General features: G+C 51.7%; 16 protein-coding genes. All 16 read right to left on the bottom strand.

Annotated features, from left to right (window positions below; genetic code table 11):
- Positions 1-40: 40 nt before the first annotated feature.
- Positions 41-1,051 (bottom strand): stalk domain-containing protein, encoded by a 1,011-nt coding sequence (locus tag VN24_RS15625; protein ID WP_045671148.1) that lies wholly within the window; start codon positions 1,049-1,051, stop codon positions 41-43.
- A gap of 35 nt (positions 1,052-1,086) precedes the next feature.
- Positions 1,087-1,785: a hypothetical protein gene (locus tag VN24_RS15620; RefSeq protein ID WP_045671147.1), complete on the bottom strand. Its 699-nt coding sequence runs from the start codon at positions 1,783-1,785 to the stop codon at positions 1,087-1,089.
- Between the two features lie 130 nt (positions 1,786-1,915).
- The gene (locus VN24_RS15615; RefSeq protein WP_045671146.1) at positions 1,916-2,980 is read right to left on the bottom strand and encodes a hypothetical protein; all 1,065 of its coding nucleotides are present in this window, start codon (positions 2,978-2,980) and stop codon (positions 1,916-1,918) included.
- Between the two features lie 671 nt (positions 2,981-3,651).
- On the bottom strand, positions 3,652-4,992 hold the full coding sequence (locus VN24_RS15610) for a UDP-glucose dehydrogenase family protein (protein WP_045671145.1): 1,341 nt from the start codon (positions 4,990-4,992) through the stop codon (positions 3,652-3,654).
- Positions 4,993-5,023: 31 nt separating this feature from the next.
- Positions 5,024-6,397 carry a sugar phosphate nucleotidyltransferase gene (locus VN24_RS15605; protein WP_045671144.1) on the bottom strand — a complete coding sequence of 458 codons (1,374 nt, stop codon included), beginning with the start codon at positions 6,395-6,397 and terminating at the stop codon, positions 5,024-5,026.
- Positions 6,394-7,428, bottom strand: a complete 1,035-nt coding sequence (locus tag VN24_RS15600; protein WP_082083791.1) for a polysaccharide pyruvyl transferase family protein — start codon at positions 7,426-7,428, stop codon at positions 6,394-6,396. Before VN24_RS15600 ends, VN24_RS15605 begins: the two co-directional genes overlap by 4 nt.
- Complete coding sequence (locus VN24_RS15595) at positions 7,412-8,779, bottom strand: oligosaccharide flippase family protein (protein ID WP_045671143.1); 1,368 nt, start codon at positions 8,777-8,779, stop codon at positions 7,412-7,414. The genes VN24_RS15600 and VN24_RS15595 overlap by 17 nt, the downstream gene beginning before the upstream one ends.
- Positions 8,780-8,789: 10 nt before the next feature.
- Positions 8,790-9,689 carry a glycosyltransferase gene (locus VN24_RS15590; RefSeq protein ID WP_045671142.1) on the bottom strand — a complete coding sequence of 300 codons (900 nt, stop codon included), beginning with the start codon at positions 9,687-9,689 and terminating at the stop codon, positions 8,790-8,792.
- Between the two features lie 18 nt (positions 9,690-9,707).
- The gene (locus VN24_RS15585; protein WP_045671141.1) at positions 9,708-10,733 is read right to left on the bottom strand and encodes a glycosyltransferase; all 1,026 of its coding nucleotides are present in this window, start codon (positions 10,731-10,733) and stop codon (positions 9,708-9,710) included.
- Positions 10,734-10,774: 41 nt separating this feature from the next.
- Entirely contained in the window at positions 10,775-11,350 is a 576-nt protein-coding gene (locus tag VN24_RS15580) for an acyltransferase (RefSeq protein WP_238590707.1), read from the bottom strand.
- Positions 11,351-11,364: 14 nt separating this feature from the next.
- Entirely contained in the window at positions 11,365-11,937 is a 573-nt protein-coding gene (locus VN24_RS15575) for a DapH/DapD/GlmU-related protein (RefSeq protein WP_082083790.1), read from the bottom strand.
- A gap of 8 nt (positions 11,938-11,945) precedes the next feature.
- Positions 11,946-13,109 carry a glycosyltransferase family 4 protein gene (locus VN24_RS15570; protein WP_045671140.1) on the bottom strand — a complete coding sequence of 388 codons (1,164 nt, stop codon included), beginning with the start codon at positions 13,107-13,109 and terminating at the stop codon, positions 11,946-11,948.
- A gap of 1 nt (position 13,110) precedes the next feature.
- Complete coding sequence (locus VN24_RS15565) at positions 13,111-14,280, bottom strand: glycosyltransferase family 4 protein (protein WP_045671139.1); 1,170 nt, start codon at positions 14,278-14,280, stop codon at positions 13,111-13,113.
- Positions 14,277-15,692 (bottom strand): hypothetical protein, encoded by a 1,416-nt coding sequence (locus tag VN24_RS15560; RefSeq protein ID WP_045671138.1) that lies wholly within the window; start codon positions 15,690-15,692, stop codon positions 14,277-14,279. Before VN24_RS15560 ends, VN24_RS15565 begins: the two co-directional genes overlap by 4 nt.
- Positions 15,685-16,806, bottom strand: coding sequence for a glycosyltransferase family 4 protein (locus tag VN24_RS15555; RefSeq protein ID WP_045671137.1), 1,122 nt, complete (start codon positions 16,804-16,806; stop codon positions 15,685-15,687). Before VN24_RS15555 ends, VN24_RS15560 begins: the two co-directional genes overlap by 8 nt.
- A gap of 21 nt (positions 16,807-16,827) precedes the next feature.
- Positions 16,828-17,514: a sugar transferase gene (locus tag VN24_RS15550; RefSeq protein WP_082083789.1), complete on the bottom strand. Its 687-nt coding sequence runs from the start codon at positions 17,512-17,514 to the stop codon at positions 16,828-16,830.
- Positions 17,515-17,516 lie beyond the last annotated feature (2 nt).

Genomic DNA, 17,516 nt, shown 5'->3' with positions numbered 1-17,516 from the left:
AATGGAATTGAACGGGAATGCCGCCTCTCCCGGCTTCAGATTATAGCTCGGATAAAATCTTCCGCCCTTCATCCAGTTCGCGTTCGAATTCGGTACGGTACTCGGCAATAATGGCTGTGCTGTACCCGTACTGTACCAGCTGCTGCTCCGTATTGGCAACAATTTTCTCAAATTCGGCGCTGCAGCCCGCCATCTGTTCCTTTCCATCCGCCGCAAGGGTTTGCTTTCCGCTCTCACTTGTTTCCGACATATATTGGATCGCGAGTGCCGTCAGCTTCTGCTGGCAAGTGGATCGAAGCTGATTGAGCGATTGTTCTGCCGCTCCCGTGATCGAATCGTAAGAAGGCTTGTTTGCGGATCCCGGGCTGCCTGCGGAACTGCCGCCGCTCAGACCGCTCTCGGAACCGCCGTCCCCGCCGCCGCCCCCGCCTAATACCGGCGGCCGGATCGAGACGATGCGCGTTGCGCCGTCCCAAGATACGGAAGCTCCCGTAAGATCGGATACGAAGCGGATCGGCACGTACAAGGATCCGTTCACAATATACGAGGACTGCCCGGCCGGCAAGCTCTTCGCTTTGCCATTGACGATAAACGAAGATTTAACCTTTACAACGCGAACCGTTCCTTTGGAATCGGCGGAAAAACCGGCCTTGATGATGCGGCTGCGCACATAGCTGTCAATTTCGCGGGACTGCTGGTAGGTCGCTTCCGCAATCGTGACCGTTTTCGAAGCGCCATTCCAGCTTACCGATTTATGAAGAGCATAGGATGCCGTGCGGACCGGCACATACATGCGCCCGTTTGCAATAAATAGATGCTGTCCGTTTTCAAGCTTCAAGGTCGATCCGCCAATAACCAATTTGGCGGTTAAGGTTTGTACGTTAACGTATACGTTTTTGGCGCTAACGGTAACCGGTGACGCTAAAAGGACTGCCAGCATCAGGGAGATCACAACCCGGATCCCCGGGATACGCCGGATCCCGTGCGCCTTCGCGCCTCGGGTTAAACGGTTGTCTGGAATGCTGCGGAATCTTCGGTTGCGAACGAACATAAGATTCTCCTTTCAATGTTCGGCCGGAACGGCCGTTATTTTTGAGTGGACATATACTCTTTCGCCTCGTCATACGTTTTGCCTTTGCCGACTCCATATTTGAGCGCAAGCTCCGAAAGCTTGTTATATTCGTCCTTGGAAAGATTTGAAAGAAGCAGCTGTTTCGCTTGTCCCTTCTCCTCGCTTGTAAGACCGTCCTTGGCGAGGCTCTGCAGCTCTTTCATTTCCGATACGCCCAGATTTTTGGATAAAATGGATGCTGCCTCCGCTTTATCGCCGACCGTCAGCTTCTCCCCGGCTTTTTTTACCTGCTGGGGCGTTACGGCTTCCGAGGGCTTGCTTTCGCCGCCGGAAGACGCGGTGCCGCTCTGCTGTCCGGCACCCGTTTCAGAGGAGGCTTGCGGGGAGTCGCCGGTGGAACCGCTTGAGCCGGTGCCGGCGGAATCACCGGAATCGGTGCCGGTACCCGTGCCGGCGGAACCACTGCCACCGGTGCCGGTACCGGATGCGGCCGCACCGCTCCCGGGGGCAGCTTCAGATTCGGCTTCACCTGCCGGAACATCGGCAATAAGCTCGGCTGCAAACGAATCCATCACCCGGTTGACGGCATAATTGGCGGCCAAAACACCGCCGGCGCCGATAATAAGCAGTGCGGCCAACGTGCCTAACACAATCGCTTTCCATCTCTTCTTTTTGACCGGTCCGGCTGCATCGCTGCGCTTCTTCATTGGCATGGGTATCCGTCCTTTCTGCGCTGATGTGGCGGTAAACGCGCATCTCTTTACCGCAATATACCCGTAAATGACTAAAGCGCACCCCTCTCCGGAAGAGAAGGGTGCGACCAATCGTTGTTTCACTCCATGATTACTTTTTGGGACCGCCTTTTTCGGCCGTAAGCGTCACTTCCTCCTCAAAGATCACTTTATCATTGCCGCCGAAAGGGTTCGTGAGCTTCGCCTGGATGACGGCCGAAGCGGACGGCACGCCGTTTGGAATCGACACCTTGCCGTTTGGCGATACGCTGACGTCGGCGCTTCCGGAAACTTTGGACCAGGTCAGCGCAAACGACGGCACCGTCACGCCACGGACCGTCAATCCGTAATGATGGATTCTGCCGCCGCCTGTAATCTTAACCGTCTCTTTTGCGCTCAAGCGCAGCGCAGCGACCGCAATCGCGCCGGATGCCGGTCTGTACGTCTTCAGCTTGAGCTGGAAGTTCAATACGGTGGAACGGATGTCCTGCGCCGTAATGCCCAAGTTATTCAGGATGGCGCTGAAAGACTCGTCCTTTTCCAGCACGATATTCAAGCCTTCCAAAGCCAATTCGTTTCGTTTTTCACGGCTGGCCGCAAGCTGAAGCAGCTGTCCCTGGCTCAAGCCGCCGACCAGCTCGCGTGTCGTTTCCTGGACTTCGAACAAAAAGATGAACAAATCTCCGAACGTAATGTTGGAGTCCCCGCCGGCGACTGCAATCGTATGCAGCGCTGCACGGTAACCGGGATCGCTGTAAATCGCCAGCAGATCGCTCGCTTGCGGATCGTACTGGAGCGTGAAAATCGCTTTAAACAGTTCGAACACTTTCAGCCGCAGCGCCTCTTTATCGAAGGATGGGGGCAGTTTGGCCGCGATTTTGCTCCATACCGGATCCGTCAGCGCAAGGTTCGAAGCCGGATCCAGTGCCGCGATCTCGCTGCGCAGCTTGCGCACATCCTGAACGTCGGCCGGATCGCCCGCCAGCAGCGCCGCATGAAGAGCGTTCAACTGCACGAGCAGCGGCTGAATGAAGCTGTCGGCAGGAGCCGCATATACGGATTTCGGACCGACGAAACCGGAAACCGGACTTGTGACTGCAGCAGGAAGCACGGAAAGCGATGAGGCCGTCATCGACAACACCAATGCCGAAACGGTTATTTTCTTGCGTAAATTCACGTTTAATTCCCTCCCAATCCTTTTTTTATCGTCATAAAGAAAAAACCTCTATCGAGTCCTTTCGATGACGAGAGACCGAGTTCAAATCTATTCGAACCCTTTCCACGATGAATGACCCGGTTTAGAGGAAGTTTTTCATGCCGAACAGAAAATCTACGCACTTTAACACTTTAGAGCAGTTAAACTTCCTGTTGCGTCTAAAGAAACATCAGCTCATTTTTGAAAAAGCTGCATTTATACATCTTTTTTCTTCTAATAGTTCTATCACGTAAAAATTCCTGCAATAATACACTTTTTTTACGCTGAACACACTCAAGTTCAGAAAAAAATGGTTGAATTCCTGTATTATTATCGCAGGTTTTTCATTCCGAAAAGCGAATTCGATCGATAAAAACTGCACTTTTGCAGGTTTTGATAGCCTCGTGAGGCGGAACAGCCCGGGCGGACTGGCTAGCCGACGCGGATTGGCCAGCCGATGCGGACCGACTAGCTTGGACTGAAACCCGGGGCTCACCCCCTTTCGCGGAGTACGCCAAAAAACAAAACGAGGCGGAAGCCCCGCTCCCACCCCGAAAATGAATAAATTCGATATACGAAGCCTTCTCGAACAAGAATGACCGGACATTTCGCTTTGAAAGCGAGATGAATGCCTCTGCGTAAGCGGCTACGTGTTAAAATTGCAGTGTCGGCACCGGCTCCTTGACGCCTTTGTTCAGGTTCGGCCGTCCAACCGAATAATAAATGAAATCGGTATCCGCCAGATCTTCCTCCCGGAACGCGTTGCGTCCGTCAATCAATACCGGCTGCTTCAGCACATGCTGCAGCACGTTCAAATCGACCTGGGAGAATTCTTCCCATTCCGTCAGCAGGCAGAGCGCGTCCGCTCCGGCGGCCGCCTCCAGCGCACTCGCGCACCAAGCCACTTCGCCGCTGCCGTAGGTGCTGCGGAAGTTGTCCGTTGCAATCGGATCGTACGCCCGCACATGAACGCCGTGACCGGTCAGATGCCGGATAATTTCCAGCGCCGGCGCTTCCCGCACATCGTCCGTTTCCGGCTTAAAGGACAAGCCCCAAATCGCGATCGTTTTTCCTTTAAGATCTCCGCCGAAAATCGTCTCCAGCTTGCGGATCACGTTATAGCGCTGATCCTGGTTCACTTCCACCACGGAGCGGAGCAGCTTGAATTCATAATCGACGTTGCCGGCGATCTGGATCAGCGCCTGCGTATCTTTCGGGAAGCAGGAGCCGCCGTATCCGATGCCCGCCTTCAGGAACGAATCGCCGATCCGCTTGTCGTACCCCATGCCGGCCGCAACCTGCGTAACGTCGGCGCCGACCTTTTCGCAAATGTTGGCGATTTCGTTAATGAACGAGATTTTCGTCGCCAAAAAGGCGTTGGAGGCGTACTTGATCATTTCAGCGCTGCGGATGTCGGTTACGACAATATTGTCGGTCAGCTTGGCGTGCAGCTCCCGCATTACGTCCGCCGCCTTCGCCGAATCGGCTCCGACGACGATGCGGTCGGGATGGAGCGTGTCCTTCACGGCCGATCCTTCGCGCAAAAATTCCGGCAGCGAGATGCTGTCGAACGGCTCGCCGGTGTGAGAGCGGATAATATCCCGCACCCTTTCGTTGGTGCCGACGGGCACCGTGCTTTTGACGGCAATAATCTTGTAGCCGTTCATCGCGCCGGCAATCTCGGCAGCAGCCAGATCGATATAGGTGAGGTTAGCCTGCCCGCTCGGCAGCGGCGGCGTTCCGACCGCAATAATGACGATGTCCGATTGCTTAACCGCGCTCGTCAAATCGGAGGAGAAACTCAGGCGCCCCGCGGCGACGTTCGCGGCCGCAAGCTCCTCCAGCCCCGGCTCATAGATCGGGATGCCTCCGTTTTGCAGCGTTGCGATTTTCATAGGATCCTTATCTACGCAAATTACGCTGTTGCCGAGCTCCGCATAGCAGACGCCCGAAACAAGTCCGACGTACCCGGTTCCGACGACGGTCAGTTTCATAGGTTTCACTCTCCTTGTTGATCTTCGAGTTTCACGCGTTGATGAATGTCCGGATTTCATTCCAATCGAGTGCCAGACGGACGATATCCTCTTCAATCAGCTCCGTGCCGGTTTGGACTTCGATGATTTCGATTTCCGTCTGCGCATGCAGGCTGTGCAGGCTTCCTTTCGGAATCCGAAACACATTGCCGGCTGCAAGCGGGAGCAGCTTGCCATCGAGCAGCAGCTCACCCGTTCCGGAGATGACCGTCCACACCTCGTCGCGGCGCATATGGTACTGGTAGCTCAGGTTTTTGCCCGCTTCCACGCAAATCCGTTTCGTCAGCACTTCATTGCCGTCCGGATATTTGAGGAAATCGAGCACCCGGTAGCGCCCCCACCTCCGCTCCTCGTACATCGGACGCTGTTCGGAATGCTTCATCACATCTTTAATGAGCGGACTCGACGCTTTGTCGGATACGAGAATGCCGTCCGGACTGGCGGCGACGATGACGTTGGACACATTGAGCAGGGTTACCGGGATTTCCAGCTCGTTAATAACATGTGTATTCAGCGAGTCGTCTGTAAGAATGCCCTTGCCGATCAGCGGCGTTTCAATTTCTTCCGTCAACGTATTCCACGTGCCGAGGTCTTTCCAGCTGCCCTCGTAAGGAAGGGCGACGATATGGTTCGCTTTCTCGACAACCTCGTAGTCGAAGCTGTTCTTCGGAAGCTTGGCGTACTGCCGGGCCATCTCTTCGTACTGAATCGGAAACCCTTCGGCGATCAGCATATTGATCATCAGGTCCAGCCGGAAAGCAAAAACTCCGCAGTTCCAAAGCGCATGATGACGGATCATTTCAGCCGCTTCTTCTTCGCGGGGTTTTTCGCGGAAGCTTTCAACCTTCAGATAGGATTCACCTTCCGCTTCGCCTAAAGCCCCCGGAACGATGTAACCGTACTTCTCGGATGGGTATGTCGGTTTCACGCCCATCAAGGCGAGATCGGCGCCGGAGCGATCCAGCACCTCGTCCAGCTCTTTCACCTTATGAAAGAACGAATCGTCAACATAAGGATCGACCGGCATGACGACGACGGATTCGTTCAAGCCTGCTCCCGCGACCGAATACAGGTACGTGGCGGCAAGCGCGATGGCCGGAAACGTATCTCTGCGCTCCGGCTCGACGATCACTTCCAAATTGACTCCGAGCTGACTGTAAATCATTTCAACCTGCGACTTGCTCGTTGCAATATAAGCGTGATTGCCCAGTCCGGCTTTGCCGATTTGTCCCCATACCCGCTGCACCATCGATTCGAGCGGACCGTCATCGCTTTTCAGCACCTTCAAAAACTGTTTGGAGCGGGATTCGTTTGAGAGCGGCCACAGCCGTTTGCCTGATCCTCCTGACAAAAGAACGATTCTCATGTCGTTGCCTCCATTCTGTTCGTTGAAGTTTGAAACCGGGTCGAACCTGCTTCTGCCGCTTCCGCCGTCTCTTCCGGCTTTTTCGGTTTTCGCTCCGAATTCAATTCGGCGGTACGAATGTTCTGGGTCCAGGTCAAGTAATAATTGCTGTTCTTGCCGTATGAATTGTCCAGCAGCAAATTTTGCTTGTTGAGCAAGCACGATAAAATATGCCCGTGCAGGCGGGAGGTCTGGATCATTTGATAGCGGCTGAACCTGTTCACCGCTTTTCCGACCAGATGATCGGTATATTTGCTCCACACCCAGTACATGGGAAGCCCCGGGCTCCTCTGCATCACCTTGGCGATCAAGCGGATGATTTTATTTTGCGAGCGGCTGTATAGATTGACCCAATCCAAGTAATCGGCCTTATTCGAGCTTTCCAGCTTCTCCTGCTCCGCCGTCTTCTCGATGTCCATCCGGAAGAAGCACAGCAGCTCTTTGTCCGGATTGGAGCTCGTCCGAATGGGCCACAGCTGGTGCGCCATATCGGGAGACATGTAGACGTTGCAGGTCGAAAAATGATCGGTGGCGATTTTGTACGATAACGTGTCCCGAACGTAAAGATGAACGTCCTTATGCTTGTTAAAGACGGCCGCCGTTTTCAGCAGCTCTTTTTCATCATGATAAAAGATCGTTTGCGGAAGCATCACAATGCGGTGGTTCGGGTAAGTTTCAATGATCTTCTCCCTCAGCTTCTGGTGAACGGGATACAAGTCGCCGAAATTGCCGCCGCCGTGAAGGACGATAATATGATCCTTCGGAATATCCGCATGCTGCGGGAAGTCGAGAACGCTGTACCGTTTCTGCACACGGATGTTGAACGCTTTGAAGAACGCTTCCGTCCCTTTCATAATGAGCAAATCTCCGCCGTTGCTGTGAACGGGGTAATCGATGTAATAAATTTTCGATCCGGAAGGAATGACGTTCAAGATCTGTCGCAGGCGATCCTTCAGCTCATCCATGGGGTGGATGCTACGTACCGTTTGCATGATTTCGCTCTCCTTTAATCACTGATCTCATCTTCAGCCGTTCAAGCAAATAACGAAAATCGTTTTTATTGAACAGCATTTCGGTCATCCTCACTTTAAACACGATTCGCATGGAGGTCAGAGTAACCAGCATCCGAATGAATGCGCCGATCAACAATGCAAGCGCGATTCCGTTCAACCCGTATAATGGAGTGAAAATGAAGCAAAGTCCAATTGTAATGGCGAGTGCGATAATTTGGCGTACCAATACGAGTCCCGGCCGTCCCATCGCATTAAACGAGGCGGCCAATATCCACGAGCCCCCGCCCAGCACGCATTCGAACGAAAGCAGGTAGAGAGCGGCGCTCGCTTCCAAAAATTGATAGCCGAATAAGATCCCCATTAAGTAGCGCCCGATAAACATGCTCGGAATGACGATGATCGTCATCAAGATGAGCGACAGCCGGAATGCCCGGCCGACCGTTTCGATAATTTTTTCCTTGCTCAGGCCCGTCACTTTCGGGAAGATGACATTTGTAATCGCCATCTGCACGACGTTGAACATTCTCGACAGCGCATAAACAACGGTGTAAAGCCCGAGCTCCTTTGCCGTCAGCATCGATAAAATAATGATTTTGTCGAACTGCGAGTACAGCGTGCCCAGCATGTCGACGCCGAACACTTTGCTGCCGTAACCAAACAGGTTTTTAACGAAAAAGGTGTCCGGCTTGCGGAACCAGTTGATGCGGAGTTCATCCTTCAGCTTGACAAAAGACCAGATGACGACGAGGGTCGTCGTTGCAAAAAAGACGGCCGCCGCCCAGTCCAGCCTCGTATTGCCTGCCGCCCACAAGACGAACAGGCCCGCCACATTGAGCAATGGAACGTATAAGCGTACGCCGTTATACACTTTGAACTTATCCACGCTTTGCGCGAGTGCAACGAGCAAATTAATGGCCAGTAAAAGCGGCAGCAGCGCAATCGTATACCACCGGGCCATCGCGATGACCGCTTCCGAATAGTTGTTCAGCCACAAGGGCATGCAGTTCCAGGAGACGACGCCGACGATGACGCTGACCGGGATTTGAAACAGAAAGCCGGCCCGTACATACTCCGCTCCTTTGCCCGAAGTGCGCTTCATGTTGTAAATCAATGACGTGGGCAGACCGAAGCCGACCACCCCGGCCAAAAAAGTCGGCCAAAACAAAACCGCTGAAAACTCACCCTTGCCGACGACTCCGAACATTCGCGCGGTGACGATTGCGGTCAATGTGCTTAAGATCATCACAAGCAGATTGACGGCGCTCGTTCGCATGATCGTCTGGAAGATCCCGCTTCCTTTTAACACTTTATGAACGGCAAGCTGAGCCATAAACGTCCTATCATCCCCTATTGGTATAACGTAAAATGCCGACGATCGATCCGTTCCGGTAGGATATGTTGACGAGTTGGCGTGTCAGCTTGCGCAAATTATAGATGGACAGCAGCGCCGTAACCAACGCTTGAAGCAGCCGGATCGAATGCTTGGCGATTTTCAGCACGCTTCGGTCCTGCGCCCTGACGGCATCGCCTACGCCCTGCCAAAATATTCGCCGCAGAAACCATTTCTTCGTCGCCCGCTCCTTGGCGATTTTATGCTGCACGGAAGCATACGGGGAATAATAGACCTTGTATTTTTGGCGCAGCCTTGCGATCAGCTCGCTTTCCTCGCTGGATAGCAGATTTGTCCCCACTCTGCCCAAATCCTCGCGAAAGGGCTGCATTTCCTTAAATACGCTTTTTCGAAAGGCGACGTTCGCTCCATAAGGAATGTTCGGGGGTTTCATTTCCGTCACGTGCTGCGAAAAATCGAGAATCGTATAAACCCCCCGGTGCTCCTCCGGAATCCACTGCGGCTCCTCGCCTTGCCAGATCGGGTCGATCTTGCCGCCGACACAGCCGATTAACGGGTCGCTTTCGAAGATGTCCGCAATCTGCCGCGCCCACTGCGGAGAAGCGACCGCGTCGTCGTCAAGAAAAAGAATGTATTCCCCTCTCGCTTCCTTTATGGCCCGGTTTCGCGCGACCGACAGCCCAAGCTTCGGCTCCATAATATAACGAAGCCTCGCTCCCGCCGTTTTCTGCATGGCGCTTACGAGCTGCGCCGTGTTGTCGGTTGACTTGTTGTCAATGACAATGACCTCGAGCTCACCATCGCCAAAGGGTTGATCCAGTCCGCTCTGGATCGCTTCGCCTAAATCCTGTGCGCGGTTATGCGTACAAATGGCCACTGTGACTTTCAAAACGGATCTCCCCTTCGCTTACCCTTGATAAACTTTTTTTAATTTGACGGCGATATTGCCCCAATCCAGCTCCTGCAGCACTTCCTCGTACGGCAGCGACATTTCCATTCGTTTCACATGGAGCGCGGTACGCATCGCGCGCTGAAGTCCGTTTTCCTCGTGAGGATTGTACTTCACCACCATATTCTCCGCGAAATAATCGTCAATGAACGGCGTGTCCGGCATGACGAGCAGCTTCTTGAAACTCAGCGCCAAGATGGCCGAGCCGGAAGTGGTGATCTGCTTGTACGGCAGCACCATAATATCCGCCGCTCCGAGCAAATCGGCCACCTCCTCGTTCGGAATGAAGCGCGTATCCATGACGATATTTTTCGTATCGGCAAGCCCGCTGAAGAAAGCTTCCATTTGCGAATCGGCTTTCCCGGCAACGATCAGATACGTCCGCTCCGTCTTCACAGCATTAAAGGCGGCGACCAGCTCCTCGACCCCCTTGTACGGTTTGATGGCGCCGAGAAATAAGTACACGTCCGCCTCTTTGCCGATGCCGTAGCGCTTGCGGAAATCCGTTCCTTCCGGCTTGTAAGCGCCAAGGTAGTGGCCGTGCTTCACAATGGAAAGCTTGCGCTCCGGCACTTGAAACTCCTTCATGACCTGCCGCTTGATCGAATCCGACGCGACGACGATATGATTGCACAGCCGGCAAATCAGGGTTCGCATAAACCGTTCCATCCGTTTGTGCTTGGCGTTGTGCGGATACAAATTGTGCAGCGTCCACACGATCCGAACGCGCTTTGCTTTCAAATAAAGCAGCGTCAGGATAAACACCAGCGATTTGAATGCGAACAGCGGCAGCAGCCGATGCTGGTAGGCGTGATGCATCCAATGAATATGGATAATATCCCGTGCCTTGATCTTCCCGATCTTCAGCATGAACTTGCCGTGCTTTAAATCTTCGATTTCCATCCCGGCTCTGTAAAGCGATTCCGTCAGCAGATTGTTATACAAGTTGAAATCGCTCGTCTTCGGCCACATCCATACTGTCATGCTCTTCCTCTCCTCAAACCGCAATCGCTCTTCTTCGCGATTTACGTCCAATGAACGTCATGCTTCACCACTTTCGCCGGCACTCCCGCCACAAGCGTACCCGCGGGCACATCTTTCGTTACGACCGAGCCGGCCGCAACAATGGCGCCGCTGCCGATGGTGACCCCTTTCAAGATGATGGCCCGGCAGCCGATCCAGACGTGATTTCCGATCCGGACCGGTTTGGCATCATCGTTCATAACCGATCCGTTAGCGTCAAGGCCGGTTATTTGATGATAGTCCGTATCGGTAATGACGACGTCCCACGAGATCGCGCAATCGGATCCGATAACAACCGATTGTTTGCACATGATCTCCGTTCGGCGATTGATGTACGTCCGGTCGCCGATCACGATTTCCGCGCCGGGCTTATCGAGATAAAAGTTTACGAAATCGTAGAGCATCACTTTATCGCCGATAATCAATTTTGTATTTTTGCATTTCGAAATTTTGTGGCGTCCGGCAACTTTGATCCGTTTCCCGCTTTTCGTCGTCTGGAGCTTGAACAAGAGCCCTCTTACGAGCCGATTGGACTGCTTCACGACATGCGATAACGCAAAACCTTGGGTTAGATTCAAGTCATCACATCCACTCAGTTGTATCTTCTGATCCACTCGCCGGGCACTTTAATTTCGCGGATGACTTTCGCCGGCGTTCCTCCGGCCAGCACGCTGGGTGGAATGTCGCGCGTGACGATGCTGCCGGCGGCGACGACCGAGCCCGCGCCCACCGTGACGCCGGGCAAAATGACGGCTCCCCGCCCGATCCACACATTTTCTTCAATGACAATCGTCTTGCTCCTGGAGCGGTCTTCCACATCAACCGGATGAAAGTTGCTGTCGATCACGTTCACCATCGGTCCGATGATCGTGTTGCTGCCGATCGTGATCGAATGCGTGCAGCCGATGTCGAGCCCGTAATTGAAAAAAACGTTGTCGCCGATCGTAAGCCTGGCTCCCTTCTCAACGGAGACGCTCGAAGGAAACGGCTTCCCCTGGAACGACACGTTGCGCCCGATAATCAATTCGCCTTTGTTCTTCACCGACAACTTTCCGGCAATCCGGCTGAGCCGTCCGGCGGAGCTTGTTTTGACGGAAAAGACGAGCGCTCCCTTCAGGACGGCGAACAGCTTCGCGATATTTACGTTTTGATAGGAAGTGCTCATAGGTTCACCTACAATTGATTAGACTTGAGCCGTTCCGATTCGTACACGGTTCCTTGCCGCTCTTCCGGTTTAAAACCGTATTCCGACAGCGACCGGTACAAATCCGACACCTCGCCGGCGATTGTGTCCATATTGAACTTTTCCATCACCCATGCGTACCCTTTGGCCGCCAACTGCTCATAGTCGACGTCGTTCTCATAAATGCTGCGCAGCGCAAGCGCAAGCTCATCCGTGTCCCCGTCTTTGACGATCAAGCCGCCCCCGGTACGCTGAATAATTTCAGGCGCGCCCCCCGAGTCGGAGACGATAACCGGCGTCTTCATCAGCATCGATTCAATAATGACGCGTCCGAAAGGCTCGTTATGCGAGAAGTTAATCGTCACATCGCATTTGGCCATGACGTCGAGCGGTTTTTTGCTGTAGCCGTAGAAGATCACCTTATCTTCCAAGCCCGCTTCCTGAACCTGCTGCTTCAGCCCGTCGAAATAGTCGTCGGAACCGTCCACGGATGTGTCGCCGACGATGATCAGCTGCCAGGCGCGAATGCCTTGTTCCGACAGCTTCTTCAGCGCTTCCACAACCAGATGATACCTTTTCCATTCCACAATTCGGCCGAACGTTCCGATGACAAGCGTTCCGTCCTCCATGAACTTCCGGGTTTTATCGGCGAGAGCCAGCCCCGGATCGACGCCGTTATAGATGACGGTTTTGTTTGACCCTTGAATGGAACTCGCAACGAAATGCGAAATGCAAATGACCTGGTTGAAGAACCTCGGCAGTACTTTGTTATACATGCGCAGATGGGTGTGATCGCGGTGATGCCAGACGAGCTTGCTCTTCACGCCAAACTTTAGCGGAGCCGCATACCAAGGCGCTCTCCAGCCGTTTGCATGGATAATGTCGATGTTGTTTTGTTTGACGAATTTGCGGATACGCAGCACCGTCTGCAAATACCCGAAGCCCAGCCGCTTCTTGATGCTGTTCAGCGTAAGCGGGAAATGCACATACGATGAGCGGATTTCATGAAGGTAATTTGCATCCTTGGGACTGAGAAGAAATACCGAATACTTTCTCCGGTCCATAAAGTTGACCAAATGAATCAGACTTTGCTCGGCTCCGCCTTTTTTATCCGCGTGCGTAATATATAAGACGTTCTGTTTGCGAGTTTCCATCTCACAACACCTGCTCCATTTGATAACTGGTACTGAGCGACCCGATGAATCCGTTTAAAACTTCCTTATGATCATAATTTAACCGAATAAAATTTTGTGAAGCATCCAGCAGCTTCCTGGCCTGCATCGGGTTGTCCAGCAGCTGCTGGATATGCTGGTAAAACCCTTCGGCGTCATCGGCGACGAGAATATCCCGGCCGTTAACAAGTCCCGTGCCTTCGCAGCCGACCGACGTGGAAACGACCGGAAGCCCGTTCTGAATCGCTTCGATCGTTTTCATTTTCACTCCGGCTCCGTTTTGCATCGGATTCACAAACAAGTAACCGCTGCTGTAAATGTCATCCAAGCTTTTCGGCGTGTCATGGACGATCACATTCGTCAAATTGTAATTTTCAAGCCAGCTTAAGCTCTGGCCGCGGCTGTTGCCCGCAACGACGAATTTGTAATCTCTCTCCTGCAGCAGGCGCGGATGGACATATTTCAAATACCATTCGATCGCTTCGCGGTTGTTCGGCATAAACAAGGAGCCGATAAATACGACATGCTTATGCTGGAACGAGCTTGCCTTAAAGCTCTCCTGCGTGATCGGCGGCGGCAGAAACTTGCTTTTGGCCGACGGGTGCATCCGGATAAATTTTTCATATTCCTTATTGGAAATGAACAAATACTTGTCGATATCTTCAAGTATTTTCTTTTGCAGCACTTCAAACTTTTTGCTTTCGATATAATAATAAAATTTATGAATCATATTTCGGGTGCTCTTGGCGAGCGATTGGAAATATAACGCTTCGTCGTTATGGACGCGCAGGATGACGCTGCCGTTTCGAATATTCGGATGTTTCAAAATGGGATAAACGTAGTCTCCTTCGAGCAGCACATAGTCGTAATCGGCCGAAATGTTTGCTTTATGGAGCTCATCCCGGGATTTGACCTGCATCGGGAACACATGCAGCAAATCGAGCAGCTTGCTTCTCCGGTTGCAAATTTGAACTTCGTCGACATACGAATTGACGACGTCAAGATCTTCTTGCGAAGGAGCGATTTTGCCGCATACGATCAGATGGATCTCCCATCCCATTTCATGCAATACTTTGATTCTTCCCCAAGTATCCACCCTCGCGCCGTGGTTGGCCGGGTACGGAAAGTCGCTGCAAACGATAAGTATCTTCATTTTGTCACCTTCGTTAAACTGGATTGGTTTCTTTCCGACGTACTTAAGAAATAGCTGATAAAAGCAAAAAGCAACCAAACCTCGTACTTGATCTCCAATGCGATAAAAAGCAGCGACAGCAAAATAAAGATGACGGCGAGCGATAGAATCGCGTTTGATTTCGTGGTTTTAACCATGTTCTTCGCGACATAATAAAAGAACACAAGCGCAAAAATGCCGCCGAACATCATCCATTGAAACAAGCCCGACTTGACGCCCAAATTTTTATCGGATGATACGTATTGAAGCAGCTCGCCGGTATTGATTTGGCTGATCCCGAACATGTTATAGTAAAAATTCGATAACCCGTTGATTGCGCTGTGAATGTATTCTTGAAAATAAAACAGATAAGCTCCTGTACCGACTCCGAGCGGATGATGAAAGACCGTAATAAAGGCGATCAGAATCGTTCCGAAACGGGTGTATGATGACGAATAATTTGCCATGTCGTTTTGGAACGAGTTGACGACTCCCTGCGAAAAATGAGAGACGAAAAGATACATGAGCGCGGCCATTAATATCAGCAGAAAAAAGTTTCTCTTTTTCCGGAAGTCCATAAATTTGATCAATGTAAACAGCAGCGTCAGCATGCAGACAATGAGAAACCCTTTGGAAGACGTCACAACCAGATAGTAGATAAAAAAACCGATGATATAGATAAACGATGCGGTCTTGGCGAATTTACCCAAGTACTGCGTTAAATAGGCAAGAATCGCCGCGTAAACGACAACGATCGAGCCGGCCGTACTGCTCTCGGAAGTGAGCAGCCTGACCCGCCAATAAGGGTTGCTTCCGGCATGCATAAAGGGCAGTGCATTCGGAATGCTGATCAATTCAATGATCATAATCGAGAGCAGCAGCGTAACGATGGCAAAGAAGCATCCGTAAAGCACTTTATAGCTGTTGATTTTTGAGAAAACCAAATGCAAATGCCGGATATACAAAAAAATCAAAATAAAATAAATGAGCACCTTAAACGATTTGACCAAAATGTTTTCCGAACCGAATTGGTAGCTTCCTCCGATGAATTTAAAGAAAACGTAGAGAACGCTAATAAAACTCAAATACAAAATAAAAACGAGCAAATACTTTTGCAGCTTCGTGGCGACAATGAATTTCTTATGTTTGCTCAATTGCACAACTTCACATAACACAAAGAGAGGCATAAATAAAATGATCGGGGATCGTCCAATCTCTCCGATCATATTGGCTAGCGGGAAATCCTGGTAAACCGTCAACAATAACAAGATGCACAAATACATCGCAAAGAACGGCTGCCCTTTGGAACTTCCCGCCTCCAGCCGCTGATCCAAAGGCGGATAGCTTTGCTGAACGACACCCATCGAAGATTTCATCAGATGTGATCTATACATACTTTTTTACCTGGAACGCAACCTGCGGATTTGGCCGCTGCACAATGGATTCGTACAGCTGTTCAATCTGCTCGTTCATCTTGCTGGAGTGGAACTTTTTCCGGAATATTTGCTCCCCGGTATTGCCCATTTTCTCAAGCGTCGGTTTGTCGAGCTGCTTGATAATGGCCGCCAGCTCTTCCCTCTTGTCAAAATCGAAAATATAGCCGTTTACGCCATGCTGGACAATTTCCGGAAGCGCGCCGCGGTTGCTTGCGATGACCGGCTTTCGATTGCGCAGCGCCTCAATGGCGACGATGCCAAACCCTTCCCAGCGGGACGGGACGATGACCGCATCGCACGCCCTGACGTACTTGTCGACCTCGGAGTTTTTGACCCAACCGATTTTGATCGCATTGTCGGGCAGCTCGTAATGATGCTGATCTTTCAATACGGTATCGCCGACCAAGTACAGATTGACATTAGCAAACTTATGCCGGTTAAAAACATCGAGCAGCAAATCAAAACCTTTTTGCCGGTCAAATCGTCCAATGTAAAGAAGATTGATTTGATCTTTTTTCGCCGTGAACGGCAGCTCGGACGCCTTCTCCGCTTCCGACACGCCGTTATAAACGATGACCGATTTTTTGGGCGGGATGCCGTACTTTAACGCGTATTGATACTCATAGTTGGAAATGTTGATGATCGCATCCGTCGTTTTTGCCGACAACACTTTTTCGATCCATCCGAACAATTTCTTTTTCCAGGAAGCCGTATCCATCAGAAACGACCATCCGTGCGCGCAGTAAATGACGGCCGGGCGCTCCTTCTTAAAAAAAAGCAGCGTCCGCAAGAAAAATCCTGCGAACGTGCCGTGAATGTGAATAATGTCCGGATTGATTTCTTTAACGGTATTCCAGATGCTTTTCATCGCCCCGGCAAAGTATTTCGGATGCCGCCTGTAAGGATAGAGAAACAACCGGTCGGGACTAATGTGCAAGGCATCTTTATTCGAGTTTTGTTCGGAAACCATCAGGTAAACGTCATGAAAAGCGGCCTGATATGTCAGTATTTCATTAAGATGAGTTTCGATTCCGCCTTTCGTAAACTCGGACACATGAAGAATTCTTGCCATCACTCTCAACTCCGTATCAGTTTAAAAAGCGTCTTTCGAGCCGAACAGCACTTTAACCGTTTTCAGCAGGATTTTCAGATCGAAGCCGATGCTGCGGTTTTCGATATATTTGATATCCAATTCAACCATTTCTTTGAAGCCCAATTCGTTCCGTCCGCTTACCTGCCACAGGCCCGTACATCCCGGCGTTACGAGCAGGCGCAGCTTGTCCCGCTCCGTATACTCCGCCACTTCTCTCGGGAGCGGCGGCCGCGGACCGACAAGCGACATGTCGCCTCTGAGCACATTGACAAGCTGCGGCAGCTCGTCGAGACTCGTTTTGCGGATAAACTTGCCGACTTTCGTGATGCGCGGGTCATTCTTCATCTTGAACATCGCGCCCTGAATCTCGTTTTTGTCGAGCAGCTCCTTCAGCCTTTCTTCCGCGTTGCTCACCATCGAGCGGAATTTGTACATCCTGAACGGCTTCTCGTTTTTCCCGATTCGGGTCTGATAAAAAAATACGGAGCCGCGCGGATCTTCCAGCTTGATCAGAATGGCAAGCACGAGAAAGAGGGGGGTTAAGACGATTAACCCGGCTAACGCGCACGTAAAGTCGAGCGAACGTTTGAAGATGGAGTAACCGGCAAGACCTTGGTTGTTCACATTGGACAACCGTCCCGGATAAACGTTTATCACCACTTCATCCTGTTGACGGGAAGGGTTCATCG

Source organism: Paenibacillus beijingensis (assembly GCF_000961095.1).
Taxonomy (GTDB): domain Bacteria; phylum Bacillota; class Bacilli; order Paenibacillales; family Paenibacillaceae; genus Paenibacillus_O; species Paenibacillus_O beijingensis.
Note: the sequence above shows the minus strand (reverse complement) of the source record. Positions and strands in the feature narration are given on the sequence as shown.

Bases quoted from the DNA above. Each gene is read 5' to 3' on its own strand.
- VN24_RS15625 (WP_045671148.1), bottom strand. From the start codon at position 1,051: ATGTTCGTTCGCAACCGAAGATTCCGCAGCATTCCAGACAACCGTTTA.
- VN24_RS15620 (WP_045671147.1), bottom strand. From the start codon at position 1,785: ATGCCAATGAAGAAGCGCAGCGATGCAGCCGGACCGGTCAAAAAGAAG.
- VN24_RS15610 (WP_045671145.1), bottom strand. From the start codon at position 4,992: ATGAAACTGACCGTCGTCGGAACCGGGTACGTCGGACTTGTTTCGGGC.
- VN24_RS15605 (WP_045671144.1), bottom strand. From the start codon at position 6,397: ATGAGAATCGTTCTTTTGTCAGGAGGATCAGGCAAACGGCTGTGGCCG.
- VN24_RS15600 (WP_082083791.1), bottom strand. From the start codon at position 7,428: ATGCAAACGGTACGTAGCATCCACCCCATGGATGAGCTGAAGGATCGC.
- VN24_RS15595 (WP_045671143.1), bottom strand. From the start codon at position 8,779: ATGGCTCAGCTTGCCGTTCATAAAGTGTTAAAAGGAAGCGGGATCTTC.
- VN24_RS15585 (WP_045671141.1), bottom strand. From the start codon at position 10,733: ATGACAGTATGGATGTGGCCGAAGACGAGCGATTTCAACTTGTATAAC.
- VN24_RS15575 (WP_082083790.1), bottom strand. From the start codon at position 11,937: ATGAGCACTTCCTATCAAAACGTAAATATCGCGAAGCTGTTCGCCGTC.
- VN24_RS15570 (WP_045671140.1), bottom strand. From the start codon at position 13,109: ATGGAAACTCGCAAACAGAACGTCTTATATATTACGCACGCGGATAAA.
- VN24_RS15565 (WP_045671139.1), bottom strand. From the start codon at position 14,280: ATGAAGATACTTATCGTTTGCAGCGACTTTCCGTACCCGGCCAACCAC.
- VN24_RS15560 (WP_045671138.1), bottom strand. From the start codon at position 15,692: ATGTATAGATCACATCTGATGAAATCTTCGATGGGTGTCGTTCAGCAA.
- VN24_RS15555 (WP_045671137.1), bottom strand. From the start codon at position 16,806: ATGGCAAGAATTCTTCATGTGTCCGAGTTTACGAAAGGCGGAATCGAA.
- VN24_RS15550 (WP_082083789.1), bottom strand. From the start codon at position 17,514: ATGAACCCTTCCCGTCAACAGGATGAAGTGGTGATAAACGTTTATCCG.